The sequence below is a fragment of the Alteromonas macleodii ATCC 27126 genome (assembly GCF_000172635.2).
Classification (GTDB): domain Bacteria; phylum Pseudomonadota; class Gammaproteobacteria; order Enterobacterales; family Alteromonadaceae; genus Alteromonas; species Alteromonas macleodii.
Genome location: NC_018632.1, coordinates 2,585,528 through 2,599,810 on the forward strand (window position 1 = coordinate 2,585,528; position 14,283 = coordinate 2,599,810).

Sequence of the window (14,283 nt, forward strand, 5' to 3'; positions counted from 1 at the left end):
AATTAAGCTATATAAAACAGTAAGATAATAGTTTGGTATACCAGTTGCAGCTATCTATGTGAACCCAAAATATTAAGGAGAGTATTATGGCTACACAAGCTTCAGCTAAATCGCAAACAGTTAAACGTAACGGTACAAACGGCGTGGCTGAGCCGAGTCACCCAGTAACGGATCAACTGAAAGATTCTCTTCATGCGTCAGTAGACAAGTTAGCAGACAGTGCAGGCATTGCAGAGGAAAACATTCGTCGCACTGCGACATCGTCTGCAGAGAACATGTCAGCGAGAAAGCGTCTGGCACAGCAAAAATGGCAGGCGTCGAAAGTACGTAGATATGCCATTGAGAACCCAGTAGCGACAGCGGGTATCGCTTTCGCAGCAGGAATGTTAGTGACGTCACTTTTACGTAAGAAGTAATACGATGACTGTACCAGATTTTCGAAGAGCAAATTTCAATTTGTGCACAGAAAATCCTTTTCGCCTGACGCCGCCCGCGGCGCAGGCGAATCCTAATGTTACGAGCAACGGTGACAATGCTAACGCTGCATCAGCAACCTCTGAACACTCTGCACAATACAAGTCAACACAACAGAACAAGTCAACGCAACAGAATTACCCCGACCCATCGTTTTCGGATATCTTCTCGGCATTCTCCGAAGCATTGACCCAGCGAAAAGCGCAGGGTTTGGCATTTCTAGAGCTCACTAACAGTGAATTGATGCTCATTAAAAAGAGTTTCTTTGTTACAGTCTTTGCATGTCTAGCGGCATTTGCAGTGGGCACTGTATGTTGGCTCATTTTAAACATCGCCATTGGCGCTATACTTCATAGTGTGGGCGTTAGCTATGTGGTAGTTCCACTCCTGTTGTTGGTGTTCAACAGCATTGCGGCCTTTTGTTTATTTAAGCTTGCACAAAATGCATTCAATTACCTGAGCTTTAGCAGACTCATACAAACGTGGCGACGGGTTTTCGGATAGTGAAAATGCTTACCATTGCGTAAAAAGCCACCGCCAATAGTGAGGAAAAGCGATGAACATTTTTTTAAAATCGAATATGAAAGATATAGCACAGAAAGAGCATGCTTATTTTTCGCAAAAACATCATGCAGATGTTGCACTTACACAAGCAAAGAGGCAATGTAAACTGATGATGGGAAAGCCTGAAACGTTGCTTGGCATCGCAACCCTTGGCGCATACAAGGGTGCGGTAGATGCAAAACCCAAAGCAAAACGCAATCAAGCCCTAATGGCAATAAGTAGGACTGCGCTATTGTCGTTATTTCAATGATCACAGTATTAAGGAATATGTGAGATGAACAACAAAAAAAATATGAAGAAAAGTCGTTTGACGCTTGCCTGTGTTGGTGTGGCGTTTAGCCTTGCAATAGTAGGTTGTTCATCGACCCCTGTAGCAGCCCCTACCCCTTATAAGTCAGCGAGTTCCAAAGCTGCCTACGGCTATTCGAGCGAAAAAATTTCTGAGAACGAATACAAGGTTCTTTTTAAGGCAACAGACAAAACTCCTGCTGATAAAGTACAGCAATATGCCCTTTACAGAGCAGCGGAAATTGCTGAAAAGCAAGGCTTTACCTATTTAGCTATTGTTAAAACCAACGTGGATAAAAAGCCAGTTGTTGCGCGAGAAGTTATGGCGAACAAGGAAGAGCCCGTGGCATTTCAAACAGACAGGCAGTGCACTATGTCAGGCTGCGATGAAGTGGCACAGCCTATGGCCGTCCCAAGCTCAAACGACGTTGTGAAAACTCAAATTAACGACATCTACTTTACTATTAATGTAATGATGGCGAATGATAAAACCCGTCTAGGTAAAAATGCTTTTACTGTCTTAGAGGTACTATCAGAGCCTCTTGAGCCAAAAAATGGCAACTAGCTGAGCGTTTTGCCGCTCACTTATGCTCTAAAACATCAGTTTTAATAGAAATGCTTTTCAGGCCCTAGTTGCAATTATTGAAAAGCATCGCTCAAACACATGAGCAAAACCGTAATGTGTATTAAAGCCAACAACCTGTGCACTAGTCTTTATTACTTTTCTGTTGTGGCTAACAGACCACTGGCTAACTGCATTCTTCACTTTTCTACAAACTTGACCGGTGTCATATTCGTTTCTTCTTGAAAAAGTCGATGACACTGCTGCTATCACAGCTCTTTTTTCTAATTTATAGCTGTTATCCATTCTCCTGAAGTGCTTCCTGGATTTTTAATGGCCCGTTAATCTTCTATTAATGTTGTACAAAAGTCTCCGTCATCATAGCTAGCTATCATTAAACCCATGAACTGCAGAGCAGATTTATAAACCTCTAGCAACAACGTTGTAGCGGTACTGCTCTAAGCAATTGAATCAGGTAATAGCACATATTTATTTTGCAAATGACTAAGGAGTCAGGCGATGAGAAAGCTAAGCACGTTAATGACAAAAACTACTCTTGTAGCAGCTACAGTAATGTTGGTGACTGGTTGCAGTGCAGTGGCAAAACCGCAGATGGAGCATTCAGCTAGTTCGAATGTTCCGGCGTTAAAAGCTAAAGCACTCGACAACGCATTACTTTATTCCGACGAATGTATTACTGAGCGAGAAGTGGTAACGGCACAAAAGATGTGGGGCGACGGCATAGTGCGAATTGGTGCAGTATTTAGCAATGATGGTGATTACTCTGGCGAAGCCGCAGATTTCATCCAAGCTATGTATGGTTACGATTTAAGCAGCGTACTGTTTAAACCAACGCTTGCAGCTAACGACCAGTTCCGTTCAAGCTTCGATGCTGCGCTTTCATACTTTGTTGGCGGTAATGACGCTTACGAAGAGGACAAAGGCTTTGCTATAAAGCCATACACAAATGTGAAATTCGATAATGTGGGTATTATCAACAACAGCTGTCGCATGGCCGTGGCGATGGGCAACTACTTCTTTACCGATACAAAAGGTGGCGAAACGAAGGTGGAATACACGTTTGCCTATGTCAAAGATAGTGACGGCGACCTGCGTATTGTTGCTCACCAATCTTCGTTACCTTACAACCCAAACGGTAACTAAATAGGCCATTGCCCCTCCATTCTTAGGAAGTGTGAGGGGCGAAACACTCTCCCTTTGCAGGCAAGGCGTCCCTTCCCTTTCGCTTTGCCTCTTTTTTATTTTCAACGAGAAAAACTATGTGCGCAAAACGAATTATGACGCGTTGCGTCTTACTACTTGTAATGGCGATGACAGCCGGCGTTAAGTCACACGCCGAGTCAGATTTTCAATCTTGGAACGCCCTCGCACTCACTGGAGATGCCGATGATAAAGGTAAATGGCAATTTTGGTTTGACGGTCATTTACGCTTTAAAGACGACGCATCTCGCCTAGGCGTTTCTATCGTTCGTCCCGGTGTCGGCTACAAACTATCAAGCGATACGACCTTGTGGCTGGGTGTTGCAAGAGTAACGATAGACTCAGACAACGGTTCAATTGAAGAAGACAGGGTGTGGCAGCAAGCTACGTATTCATTAAGCAAATTTATGGGCGGTACCATTTCAGGTAGAAGTCGTTTGGAGCAGCGATTCAGGAGCGATGAAGGCGATGATACAGGCTATAGGTTTAGACAATTTATACGGTGGTCGAAACCTTTAAATGAGCAATGGTCAATGGTCGTGTGGGACGAGGTATTTTTGGGTTTGAACGACACAGACTGGGGCCAAAATAGCGGGTTTGATCAAAATAGACTTTACGTGGGACCGGCCTATCACCTCAACAAGAAATGGCGCGTTGAGATGGGATACTTACATAATCATATTGCGTCGCCAGGCGCCAATTCAGACGCCATAACAAACCACAACCTTGCTCTCACGTTCTTCGGAAGCTGGTAAGAATCAAAGAATAACCTCAACCAAAGGCCCTTAACACACTTAGAGTAAAGTTGGGTGGCTAGGGCCTTACTCAATCATGTAAAAAATGCATTCGTACGTGTAATCGTGACGTTAATTGCCTGCAGATATGGCCTAACAACCAGAGAAAAATTAAATTATATCAATATATTTCAATAACTTAAAAAATAGGCATAAAGATAGCATTAGTTAAAGTGAAAGTAACGGAAGCAATACGAGGATTTAGTTATGTTAGGTTGGGCAATCACATTTTTTATCATCGCCATTATTGCAGCAGTTTTTGGTTTTGGAGGCATCGCAGGTGCAGCAACAGGTATCGCACAGTTTCTTTTCTTTGTGTTTATCGCGTTGCTCGTAATCTCACTTATCGCAAATGCGTTACGTGGTAGAGCACCAAGAGCCTAAGAGTTAGAAGTATTTTAATAGGAAAAAGGAGTAAGGATATGTTTTCATTTAAAAACTTATCAAAGGTACTAGTAGCATCAGCATTTGCACTATCACTAGCAGCTTGCGGTGACGGTGAAGCGGAAGACGCAGGTGAAGAGCTAGACGAAATTGTTACCGATGCAGGTAATGCCGTTGAAGACGCTTGTGAAGATGTGAAAGAAGGCGTAGACGCTGAAGATAAAGACTGTTAATCACGTTTTTATCAAAAAAGGGCCAGACAATTGTCTGGCCCTTTTTGTGTTTACAGTCGACGTGGTTTGACCTAACTGGTTAGTTAAGACACTTCTTCACCACCTAACTCACGAGCAAGATCGTCTAGTGTAGATAGCGTCGAATCAAATTCACCTACGCCGTAACGGTATTTTACACTCACGTGATGATCCGTACGCCCGAACTTCACTCTTAACCCTTCTGCGTCAATATGCTTCACGGTATTCAAAAAGCGATAGGCAGACATTTCTGTTTCAAATTGAAACTCAACACTGTTTTCCATTTAGGCTTTCCGTTTAAGCAACAATTTCAGGATGAGTATCAATAACTGAAACAACTCGTTGCAGCAAATGGTTATCTTCTTCGCTTATCGAGTCGTATGATAACCAGTCAGCAAGAATGTCGGGAGCTGTTGCCGCTTCGCCTTGTTCCAACTTAGATGTCATCATCTGTAGCTGTACGCTAGAGCGTATAGATGCGTCTGCATCTGGGCTTGGCATACCTGTTGCGACTTCTAATGCTACCGTTAACCATCGTCTATCGTGCTGAGTTTTTTTATTTCCAGTAGACTGACCCAATACGCTTGCCCAACGCTTCCCTAACGTTTCCGCTAGAGCTTGCTCGTCACCACTTCCCTCACCTACACTTAGCTGTAGTAAAGAAATCAGAGCCTGAGCTCGCGCCAATCGGGCTTGAGATTGTGCATTTTTCGCTTGCGCCGCGCGCTTACTTTCAAGTGAATCAATCTTTTTATCTACTTTCGTACGTTGCGCTTTAGGCAAGTCGGTTAACTGAGCGCGAACGTCGCTTATTGATTGACTGAACGTTGCATCATCGCTGTTGATGTCAACAGCTTCCACTTGCTTGAGTAGCGAATCTACTAACGCGTTAAATGCATTATTCTGTACTTTCCGCTCGGCTTTTAAACGTTCAAATACGGTGTCATTGGCAGCCTTAAATTCTGCCCACAACTTACTCTCTTCACGTTTACCTGCATGGCCTACTTGCTTCCATTGGCTTTGCAATTGCTGAGCCTTGTCGGCAGCGCCAGCGACATCTTCTTCCGTAGCAAGTTGACAAGCTTGGGTGACTAACGCACGCTTTTGGGCTTGGTTGTCGCTTTGCCATTGATTTACTTTAGCCTGAATGGGCGATGATACCGCCTTCCATTCTTGCTTCAGCTGTTCATAAATTTCACGTTCAACCTGACCTGCAGCGTGCCACTGTTTAGACACTCTATCGAAAACTTTCACTAACTCGGCTTCCGGCATGTTAATGTCCATTGCCTTAACGGTAGCGATAATCGACATACGCTGTTCACGCGCAGCAGCCCGCTGTGCATCTAACTTCGCGTAATGCGCTCTACAAGGCTCGAAGGCCTTTTCAAGTGCATCATCGAATTGCTGCTGTAACAACGCGTCATCACTACTTTCTTCACTCGTTGACGATGACGGTGTTAGTGATAACCATTGCTTACGCAGATACTTAATGGCCTCACTTCTTTGCTTAATATTTTCTGCGTCAGCGCTGGCTAACGCTTTTGCTTCTTCTACAAGAGCGGGTTTGCGCGGCGCAGCAAGGTAATCCTGCCATCCTTCTAAGCGCGACACATCACCAGCGGTTTTTTCAAAACGTTTCTCTACATACTTTTTCGCTGAACCAGGAAGCGCAGCATAACTTTCCTGAAGCTTTGCAAATTTTGAAATAGCAACGCGGAATTTACCCTGAGCAATTAAGTTATCGATAACGCTAATGTGCTTTCTAATGTGTTTTACTTGCTCATTTTCTTTGGATTTTTGAGCACGCTCTTTGGCATTTACACTGCTTGTCGCTGCGTTGAAACGTTTAGACAACGCCTTAGGAATGGCATCGATTTCGCGACTAAGCGCTTTATACGCTTGACGTGCTTCGTCAAACTCCGCTTTAAGAGCCACTACACTACTGCTTTGTAATGCGTCGCCACCATTTACCTGACTCAAATTCTCAGTCGATGCGCTAGCTTCTTCAACGCTCACATCACGGGTATCTTTACCCGACTCGCTATCGCTTGCCGAAACGATCTTAGCGGCAATGTCTTCGAGCGACTGAAGTTTTATCAGTAGCTTTTGGCCGTATTGCTGCTGCATAGAGAAGCGATCAAGCTGCTCGTTTAGTTCGTCGACAGAGTGCTTAATCTGTGTAATTCGCTTATCAGTTGCAGATTCATCATCGAGACGCGCTAGCTGTTCGAGCGTTGCTTCAACACCGCGCACGCTTTCATTAACCGTAGCAACATCAGCAAGCGTCGCTTCACAAAGCCTGTTATTGTACAACCAAGCTACCTGCTCCTTGGCATGAGTAAGCTGCTGTTCGCACAATGCTTTGGTATTGGCACGTTGCGACGCTTGTTGCTTCTCTTCCCATGCCGGGCGTATACGGCTTAAATATCGCTCGAGCTGCTCACCAATACGCGCGCGCTTTTCTTCATAATCAGCGCGTTCTTCTGAAGTGAGTAAATCAATTTGAGCAAATAGCCCTGTCAATTCGCTCTCAAGTTCGTTGCGCTTTTCATCAATGGTTTCTACATCTGATTTGTCGAGTAAAGCCTGATATTTTGAAAGTCCCAGAGTGAGCTGCTTTTTAAGCTCCACTGGGCGCTTTGCAGCCTCTTTGATAGCATCTATCCGCGCATTAATTTTCGTAACAAGGGCATCATCTGACACTTTCTTAGCAAGCTTTTGCAGATCTGATACGTCTGAATGTGCGTTGACTAGTTGAGTCTGCAGTTGGGGACTTGCGCCTTCTAAAAAAACAAACTGGGTGAAAGATGGCTTCGCTACTTTTTCGATTAGCGCGCTAGCTAGCGCATCATCTTGTAAGAGCATAGGCTCTTTCTTCAACATTTGTGGTACTAACTGCACTACCAAATCGGCGTTGGCTGTTTCAGTTAAAAAAGAGAATATCTCTTGGCGGGAGAGTGTGACATCCCCCTCGCCTAACAAAGCGGCGTTTACCTTTTTCTCTGCCGCTTTTTTAACGCGAGACTGCTTGGCAATTTGTGACATTTTAAGCCACAGCACAAAGCTATTAAGCTTTTCGAGTGCTGCTAAACTGACATTTGCATCTTCGTCATTAAATGCCAGTTCGTGAAGAATTGTTTTTTCCTGTGCCTTTTCGGGAGAGAGACTCTCGATTGCCTGCATCCGTTTTTCAGGCTTTGGGCTTTGGTGTGAAGGCGCAAATATACGACTAAATATCATCCTGTTTAAACCGCGCTATTGTATTATTATCATCCTGCTCATCGCGTAACGAGCGCTTAAAGTCGGCTTTACTTTTATGTACGATTTCGCCGCTTTCACCTACTGTCATATGCTCAGAGGACTTTTCTATTTTTGCTTGATACAGCATAACAGCCTGCATGCTGCTTGCTTTTTGCTCTTCGTTTAAAGGCGTGCCATCTGGCCACTTACCTGTTTCAACAGCCTGACGCAGACGCTCGTAAATCTCCGGCGTCATGCTGGCTAAAAGTGCTTCTATATTCATTTAGGAAAAACGCTTTATGTAAACAATACGCGCGCGGTTTACTAAGTACCAAACAAAGCCAACCACTGCGCCCAAAATAGCTAAATTATGTTGCAAATCACCTGGGCGTGTTCCGCCCCAATACATGAAGCCAAAACTCGCAACGAATATCAGCATAGCAAGAAGGGATTGGTTCTGGATACTGGCTAACTTTTTAAATCTTTGTAAGCTTTGTTTGCGCTCTATATCTTCAGAGGTCGCATCACCGATTTTAAAGTCACAGTGAGGACACGTCTTCGCTTTGTCAGACGTTTTTTTGTTACACGAAGGACAGTCAACTAATGCCATATGTTGCTCCTGTTTATTGGGTGCGAAATGGAAATGCGCAACTCGCTATTGAGCGTAGACGCATTTATACGCGGATGGGTATCATACTTAAGTTCATCACAACAATGAAGTCGATTCTGTGGATTAACCTTATCGCCATAAAACAAAAATGCGCAGGGTGTTAACTTTTATACAAAGTTCACCGCTACGCATTTTTACCTGATAGCCAAGTTGCATTTCCCTTCAGTGAAACTCAAAAGGGGGCGATGCTTTAGGCAATACTCACCTTATTTCTTATGTCGAGACCAGTAGTCGTTAACCGTTTCTTTCATCTCTTTGCAAAGCAACATGATGCCGAACAAGTTTGGCAAGGTCATTACCACGATAGCCACAGCTGAAAGTGCCCAAACTAATGTGGTGTCAGAGAATGCAGCCCAAACGAAACCGGCGACGTAGATGACGCGATACGGCATTACGGAACGAGGACCGAACAAATATGTCATAGCGCGATCACCATAATATGACCAAGCGATGGCGGTTGAGAACGCAAACAGCATAAGCCCAATTGACACGATATATTGACCGAAATCGCCAAAGAAACCGCGAGTAAAGGCAATGGTGGTGAGCGCTGCCGAGTGAACCAGTGACTTACCGCTTACTTCAAGGTTCTCTTTAACCGGCTTTCCGTCAACAATCTTAAGCGTGCCAGTAAACAAGTCTTCACTACCTACTGCATACTTCACGTCTTCTGCTACAGACCTAGCGTTAAGCAGTGTAAAACCATCGCTTACAGCCGTGCCGTTAACAACGGTAATTGAACCAGTATAAGGCTGTACATTGTTACCTTCAATTTCATTCAAGTAACCATATAGTTTGTTTACGTCATCCTGATTCGAGTCGTCGTATTGACCTGCAACAAAGTACATGTCTGAACGATCGAAGACGTTTTCGTGTTTTTCTTTCCACACGCCCGACGACAGAATAACCAAACCCGTTACGGTACAAATTAGAATAGTGTCGATAAAGGGTTCAAGCAGTGACACCATACCTTCTGAAGCAGGCTCTTTCGTTTTTGCTGCTGCGTGAGCGATAGGTGCAGAGCCTTGACCCGCTTCGTTTGAAAACAAGCCTCGGTTAACCCCACGGTTAAACGCATAAGCTAACGAAGCTCCCAAGAAACCACCTGCGGCAGCTGAACCAGTAAACGCATCACCGATAACTGCGGCAAACGAAGGCCCTATGTTGTCAAGATTAGCGAAAATAACCGCTAGCGCACCGATGAGGTAAATAACAGCCATAACTGGAACAACACGCGCTGTAAACGCGGCAATGCGTTGGATACCACCAAGAATAACCAAGGCTAGAAGAATACCCAGTACACTACCTACCATCCAAGGCTCGAAGCCAAATGTTGCTTCGATACTTTGCGCGATACCATTACTTTGAGGAAGGTTTCCGGTACCAAATGAGCTGACTACCGTTGCAACAGCAAATGCAACCGCTAACCACTTCATGTTTAGGCGACGGTCCATGTAATACATAGGGCCACCGGCCATGGTGCCGTCTTCTGTCTTTACGCGATATTTGTGCGACAGAGTAACTTCAACGAATTTTGTAGTCATACCTAAAAAGGCGGTTACCCACATCCAAAATAGTGCAGCGGGGCCACCAAGGAAAATAGCGAATGCAACACCTGAGATGTTACCTGTACCTACGGTACCAGACAGTGCGGTTGTAAGTGCGCGAAAGTGCGTGGTGTCGCCTGGATCGCTTTCTTTATCAAACTTACCGGTAACAACCTGCCAGGCATGTTTAAAGAAACGAATTTGCGGAAATTTAAGATAAACCGTAAAGAAAAGACCTACGCCTAACAGTACATAAGGAAACCAGAACGCGCCTCCTAAGAATCCATCGAGCATAGTTAGAAAACCATATAACCCTTCCAACGTTATTCCCCTTTTTTATTATGTTTAATTGTTGTTTTATTTTAATAATTAAAAGGCCTCTTTTTGTCGAGGCCTTTTTTGCGGAAGCTTTCGCTTCCTTATTCTTGTTTTATTGCTCTGATGCTTTTAGCTTTTTAACAACTGCATTCACACCAATAAGTAAATCTTCACCTAATTGACGGCTACGCTGTACCGACCAACCGTAGATATCGTCCGGTACATCTGCATTGTCTTTAAATGGCATTTCCACTGTATATGCCATACATTTGAATTTCTCGCCCACCGCATTTGACGCTACGGTTAAATTAGCCTTGCCTGGCTCATCTTTATCGTAACCAAATTCATCTTGAAACTCTGGCGTAGCGTTCAACAGCGCATCTTTAAACGTATTTTCAAGCATTTTGATGGTGTCATTGTAGCTAGGGTTACCCTCACTTCCTGCGACAAAGTTGTACGGCAATGCCTCATCACCGTGCAAATCAAGATACATGTCTACACCAATTTCGCTCATTGCATTCAGTACGTAAAGTACTTCTGGGCTTTTTTCTTGCGAAGGCGTTGCCCACTCACGGTTTAGATTGGTTCCTACAGCGTTGGTACGCAGATGACCGCGTGCGCTGCCGTCTGGGTTCATGTTTGGCACAATGTAGAAAACAGCATTATCAAGCAACTGTCGCGCCAAACCATCTTGCTCGTCGAGCAGACGATAAATAATACCTTCGGCACACCACTCGGCCATGGTTTCGCCAGGGTGTTGACGTGCCGTGATCCAGACTTTTTTCTTTTCTGGTGTTTCTTCACCGATAACCAGCATAGACATATCACGGCCATCAAGGGTAAGGCCTAGGAATTTGTGCTCGCACAGTAGTGACATCTGCGCGTCGTGTACAAGGTCAAGGTGACGTTCGTAGCTAAAAGGAATGAAATACGCGAAGTACACACTTGGCTGTTCTAGCGTTAGTGAGAACGTAAGATTGTCACCGTCAAATTCGCTAGGAATTCTAAACCAAGTTTGACGGTCGTAAGACGCTAGAACGTTATATCCCTTCCAACCTTCTGGATACGCTGACTTAGCCAGATTACCAATCGTCATTGTGTGAGTTACAAAAGTTTCGCCCACTAAACGAAAATGGAACCACTGAGCAAATTCAGATTGGTTGTCGTTGGGAATGGTTAGACGGATATCGTCTGGTGATTGTGCGCTAACAACTTCAATGTTACCGCTGTCGAATTGACTGGAAATATGCATAGACTGTCGTTTTCCTCATTATTTGAGCGCTAATTTAGCATAGACGTAAACACAAATTCCACGCGCACAGCGGGTTTTGTACTATAGAAAGTATACAAAATGTTTACACCATCAAAAAACCGACCACTTAGGTCGGTTTTTTATACAGTTAATTAAACTGCGTGTTGCTTAAAGCGGCAACGTAGGGAAACTTAGCCCTGCCATATCACGAACCACGCGCAGTACCTGACAGCTGTAACCAAACTCGTTGTCATACCACACATATAGTGTCAGGCGGTTATCAGCGGCGATGGTCGCCTGAGAGTCAACCACAGACGCAGCGCGAGAGCCGACTAAGTCTGTTGACACAATCTCTTTACTTGCCGTGTAGTCAATTTGGTGTTGAAGCTTTGAGAACAACGCGGTATCGCGCAAGAACTCGTTAACTGCAATGCGATCCACCGGTGTTTTAAGGTTTAGGTTCAAAATCGCTAGCGACACATTAGGTGTAGGTACGCGGATAGCATTACCGGTAAGTTTACCTGCCAGTTTCGGGTACGCTTTGGCAACGGCTTTCGCAGCGCCCGTTTCGGTAATAACCATATTAAGTGGCGCACTACGTCCACGACGATCACCTTTGTGGTAGTTATCGATAAGGTTTTGGTCGTTAGTGTAAGAGTGAACGGTTTCAACGTGACCGTTTTCAATGCCATATTCTTCGTCTAGCGCTTTAAGTACCGGCGTTATTGCGTTGGTCGTACAGCTAGCAGCAGATACAATTGTATCTTCTGGAGTTACTTCTTCGTCATTTACACCGTGTACGATGTTCTTGATGTCACCTTTACCCGGGGCAGTAAGAATAGCTTTCGCTGCACCCTTAGCTTTAAGGTGTAGGCCAAGGCCATCGCGGTCACGCCAAATACCCGTGTTGTCTATGATGATAGCGTTATCGATACCATATTGCGTGTAATCCACTTCATCTGGGCTGTTGGCATAAATGACTTGAATGTATGAACCGTTTGCTTTTAGCGCGTTACGCTCGTGGTCAACTGTGATGCTGCCGTTGAATGGCCCATGCACTGAATCGCGGCGCAGTAAGCTTGCGCGTTTTTCTAGGTCGCCATCGCGCCCGCCACGAACCACAATGGCACGTAAGCGAAGCTTATTGTTTTTACCTTGGCGTTCAATAAGCAAGCGAGCAAGTAAACGACCTATACGGCCAAAACCATATAGTACAACGTCCTGAGGTTTCTGATCGTCCTCTTTATCGGCAACGTCGTTTAGTTTTTCGTTAAGGTAGGCCGTAAGGTCGTTGTTGTCGACCGCAGAACCGTAGTGAAAATCAAAAGCCAATTTACCAATATCAATTTGTGCAGGAGCAAGCTTCATGTTGCTCAAGGCTTCTAAGATTGGATAGCTTTCGCGTAGGCGTAGCTTAATACCTTCGTGCAGACGCACTTTGCGGTGCGCTTTAATAACATCAATAGCACTGGCGTTCAGTAGCGAGCGTCCATAAACCGAAATTTCAACTGCCTTATTGCGATACAATTTACCAATAAGGGGCAACATCATTTCTGCGTATTCCTGACGCTCTTGCCAGCTGCTTTGTAATTCCTGCTCAAACTGTTGATTCATGCTTCTGCCTTCATCGATATTAATTTAACGGTGTTGTCATTGTTGTATGCGCGGCCAATTTTTTGTGGCACAAACACACATAACTAATCCTAATTACGCGTCAGCTTTTTATTATTTTTAGGGTACACTAGGTGAGTTTTCGCCTGACGGTGACGAGCAGTATCTTAAATAAACAAGCAAGGAAGACCAAATTGTTGATAAGTTTCAAAACCTCTATGAAAACTCGTATAACAGAGAGTTTATTTAGTAAGTTTCCAACAAAAGGTTATGTAACGACGGTGTGGCTGGCAGCAGCGACAACACTGACGGGTTGTGGCGATCTTTTTGAACCTACTATCAGTGAAATTTGTGAATCTCACAGCGAGATTTGCTTAGATTTGAGTTTGGATGCCCGTTGTCGCGGCGAGCGAGCTGAGATTATTCGCTTGCGTTACTACAATCAAGATTCAAAAGACGACGCTTACAAGTACCCGCTCCTTCTGAACTTCGAAGAGTATCTAACCTGCGTTGAAGAAGTGCAGCATATCGAACACGTTAAACGCAAAGGCAAGGAAGCGACACGGCTAAAAGGCGTTATTACTGCTCAGCGTGAAATTAAACGCCTAAGCCGCGAGACGAAAGACTCCCTTGATCCTTACCTTTCTTACTATCATTGGACACGGTATAACGACAAAGAGGCTTTTCATCGCTTTGAGCGCTACGCTGCCAGCAACCGTGTAAGCGATCCAAAGCTACTGGTCGCACTGGCCTCTGTTCAAATTAAAACAGACCAAAAGCGTACTATTGAAACCTTATATCGCGCGCTAAGTTTATATACAGATAGCGACGACATTGATGTCAGTATCTTCTACTCGCTTGCTTCAATGGGAATGGATATGGACAACTATCGCCTTGCCTATGTTTGGTATGGTGTGGCTGAAGCCTTCGATGAGAGACTTAGCGACACTCAGCGTGTTCAACTTGGACAACGCTATGCCCTTCCAGTAGGCATTCTAGATAACATTGTTGATGAAATAGTCAGTAACTTGAATAGCGCGACCTTCAACGCAGATTCATTGAAACTGGATAAGCTCTGATTTTTTGAAACTCAATTACACAATTTCATTG

The 14,283-nt window shown here is 44.5% G+C and carries 16 protein-coding genes; 9 read left to right on the plus strand and 7 right to left on the minus strand.

The annotated features are described in order from the left end of the window. Positions 1-86 precede the first annotated feature (86 nt). The 8 genes from MASE_RS11035 to MASE_RS11075 all read left to right on the plus strand — a co-directional run bounded on the left by MASE_RS11035 (position 87) and on the right by MASE_RS11075 (position 4,520). Positions 87-416, plus strand: coding sequence for a hypothetical protein (locus MASE_RS11035; protein ID WP_014949825.1), 330 nt, complete (start codon positions 87-89; stop codon positions 414-416). Between the two features lie 4 nt (positions 417-420). Further along, positions 421-978: a hypothetical protein gene (locus MASE_RS11040; RefSeq protein ID WP_014949826.1), complete on the plus strand. Its 558-nt coding sequence runs from the start codon at positions 421-423 to the stop codon at positions 976-978. A gap of 52 nt (positions 979-1,030) precedes the next feature. Beyond that, a complete protein-coding gene (locus tag MASE_RS11045; protein ID WP_014949827.1) occupies positions 1,031-1,288 on the plus strand; it encodes a hypothetical protein in 258 nt (85 codons plus the stop codon). 24 nt (positions 1,289-1,312) lie between these two features. Further along, the gene (locus MASE_RS11050; protein ID WP_014949828.1) at positions 1,313-1,891 is read left to right on the plus strand and encodes a CC0125/CC1285 family lipoprotein; all 579 of its coding nucleotides are present in this window, start codon (positions 1,313-1,315) and stop codon (positions 1,889-1,891) included. A 516-nt stretch (positions 1,892-2,407) separates the two neighbouring features. After that, the gene (locus MASE_RS11060) at positions 2,408-3,052 is read left to right on the plus strand and encodes a hypothetical protein (protein ID WP_014949830.1); all 645 of its coding nucleotides are present in this window, start codon (positions 2,408-2,410) and stop codon (positions 3,050-3,052) included. A gap of 116 nt (positions 3,053-3,168) precedes the next feature. Then, complete coding sequence (locus MASE_RS11065) at positions 3,169-3,864, plus strand: DUF2490 domain-containing protein (protein WP_014949831.1); 696 nt, start codon at positions 3,169-3,171, stop codon at positions 3,862-3,864. A 246-nt stretch (positions 3,865-4,110) separates the two neighbouring features. Continuing rightward, on the plus strand, positions 4,111-4,287 hold the full coding sequence (locus tag MASE_RS19930) for a DUF1328 domain-containing protein (protein WP_014949832.1): 177 nt from the start codon (positions 4,111-4,113) through the stop codon (positions 4,285-4,287). A 38-nt stretch (positions 4,288-4,325) separates the two neighbouring features. Then, the gene (locus MASE_RS11075; RefSeq protein ID WP_014949833.1) at positions 4,326-4,520 is read left to right on the plus strand and encodes a hypothetical protein; all 195 of its coding nucleotides are present in this window, start codon (positions 4,326-4,328) and stop codon (positions 4,518-4,520) included. Between the two features lie 83 nt (positions 4,521-4,603). On the opposite strand, the gene MASE_RS11080 is transcribed toward MASE_RS11075, so the two are convergent. From MASE_RS11080 to MASE_RS11110, 7 genes are all read right to left on the minus strand, one after another. Continuing rightward, the gene (locus MASE_RS11080) at positions 4,604-4,822 is read right to left on the minus strand and encodes a hypothetical protein (RefSeq protein ID WP_014949834.1); all 219 of its coding nucleotides are present in this window, start codon (positions 4,820-4,822) and stop codon (positions 4,604-4,606) included. Positions 4,823-4,835: 13 nt separating this feature from the next. Beyond that, positions 4,836-7,778, minus strand: coding sequence for a DUF349 domain-containing protein (locus MASE_RS11085; protein ID WP_014949835.1), 2,943 nt, complete (start codon positions 7,776-7,778; stop codon positions 4,836-4,838). Then, positions 7,768-8,061 (minus strand): YeaC family protein, encoded by a 294-nt coding sequence (locus tag MASE_RS11090; RefSeq protein ID WP_014949836.1) that lies wholly within the window; start codon positions 8,059-8,061, stop codon positions 7,768-7,770. The genes MASE_RS11085 and MASE_RS11090 overlap by 11 nt, the downstream gene beginning before the upstream one ends. Next, a complete protein-coding gene (locus MASE_RS11095) occupies positions 8,062-8,388 on the minus strand; it encodes a zinc ribbon domain-containing protein (protein ID WP_014949837.1) in 327 nt (108 codons plus the stop codon). A gap of 266 nt (positions 8,389-8,654) precedes the next feature. Continuing rightward, positions 8,655-10,313, minus strand: a complete 1,659-nt coding sequence (locus MASE_RS11100) for an alanine/glycine:cation symporter family protein (protein ID WP_014949838.1) — start codon at positions 10,311-10,313, stop codon at positions 8,655-8,657. A 109-nt stretch (positions 10,314-10,422) separates the two neighbouring features. Next, positions 10,423-11,562: a M14 family metallopeptidase gene (locus MASE_RS11105; protein WP_014949839.1), complete on the minus strand. Its 1,140-nt coding sequence runs from the start codon at positions 11,560-11,562 to the stop codon at positions 10,423-10,425. Between the two features lie 168 nt (positions 11,563-11,730). Continuing rightward, a complete protein-coding gene (locus tag MASE_RS11110; protein WP_014949840.1) occupies positions 11,731-13,176 on the minus strand; it encodes a glyceraldehyde-3-phosphate dehydrogenase in 1,446 nt (481 codons plus the stop codon). A 191-nt stretch (positions 13,177-13,367) separates the two neighbouring features. Here MASE_RS11110 and MASE_RS11115 point away from each other — a divergent pair, with 191 nt between their 5' ends. Next, entirely contained in the window at positions 13,368-14,252 is an 885-nt protein-coding gene (locus tag MASE_RS11115) for a DUF2989 domain-containing protein (RefSeq protein WP_014949841.1), read from the plus strand. Positions 14,253-14,283: the final 31 nt, after the last annotated feature.

What these genes read in the sequence shown, in the direction of transcription:
- MASE_RS11035 (WP_014949825.1), top strand. Translation starts at nt 87, where the DNA reads ATGGCTACACAAGCTTCAGCTAAATCGCAAACAGTTAAACGTAACGGT.
- MASE_RS11040 (WP_014949826.1), top strand. Translation starts at nt 421, where the DNA reads ATGACTGTACCAGATTTTCGAAGAGCAAATTTCAATTTGTGCACAGAA.
- MASE_RS11045 (WP_014949827.1), top strand. Translation starts at nt 1,031, where the DNA reads ATGAACATTTTTTTAAAATCGAATATGAAAGATATAGCACAGAAAGAG.
- MASE_RS11050 (WP_014949828.1), top strand. Translation starts at nt 1,313, where the DNA reads ATGAACAACAAAAAAAATATGAAGAAAAGTCGTTTGACGCTTGCCTGT.
- MASE_RS11060 (WP_014949830.1), top strand. Translation starts at nt 2,408, where the DNA reads ATGAGAAAGCTAAGCACGTTAATGACAAAAACTACTCTTGTAGCAGCT.
- MASE_RS11065 (WP_014949831.1), top strand. Translation starts at nt 3,169, where the DNA reads ATGTGCGCAAAACGAATTATGACGCGTTGCGTCTTACTACTTGTAATG.
- MASE_RS19930 (WP_014949832.1), top strand. Translation starts at nt 4,111, where the DNA reads ATGTTAGGTTGGGCAATCACATTTTTTATCATCGCCATTATTGCAGCA.
- MASE_RS11075 (WP_014949833.1), top strand. Translation starts at nt 4,326, where the DNA reads ATGTTTTCATTTAAAAACTTATCAAAGGTACTAGTAGCATCAGCATTT.
- MASE_RS11080 (WP_014949834.1), bottom strand. Translation starts at nt 4,822, where the DNA reads ATGGAAAACAGTGTTGAGTTTCAATTTGAAACAGAAATGTCTGCCTAT.
- MASE_RS11085 (WP_014949835.1), bottom strand. Translation starts at nt 7,778, where the DNA reads ATGATATTTAGTCGTATATTTGCGCCTTCACACCAAAGCCCAAAGCCT.
- MASE_RS11090 (WP_014949836.1), bottom strand. Translation starts at nt 8,061, where the DNA reads ATGAATATAGAAGCACTTTTAGCCAGCATGACGCCGGAGATTTACGAG.
- MASE_RS11095 (WP_014949837.1), bottom strand. Translation starts at nt 8,388, where the DNA reads ATGGCATTAGTTGACTGTCCTTCGTGTAACAAAAAAACGTCTGACAAA.
- MASE_RS11105 (WP_014949839.1), bottom strand. Translation starts at nt 11,562, where the DNA reads ATGCATATTTCCAGTCAATTCGACAGCGGTAACATTGAAGTTGTTAGC.
- MASE_RS11110 (WP_014949840.1), bottom strand. Translation starts at nt 13,176, where the DNA reads ATGAATCAACAGTTTGAGCAGGAATTACAAAGCAGCTGGCAAGAGCGT.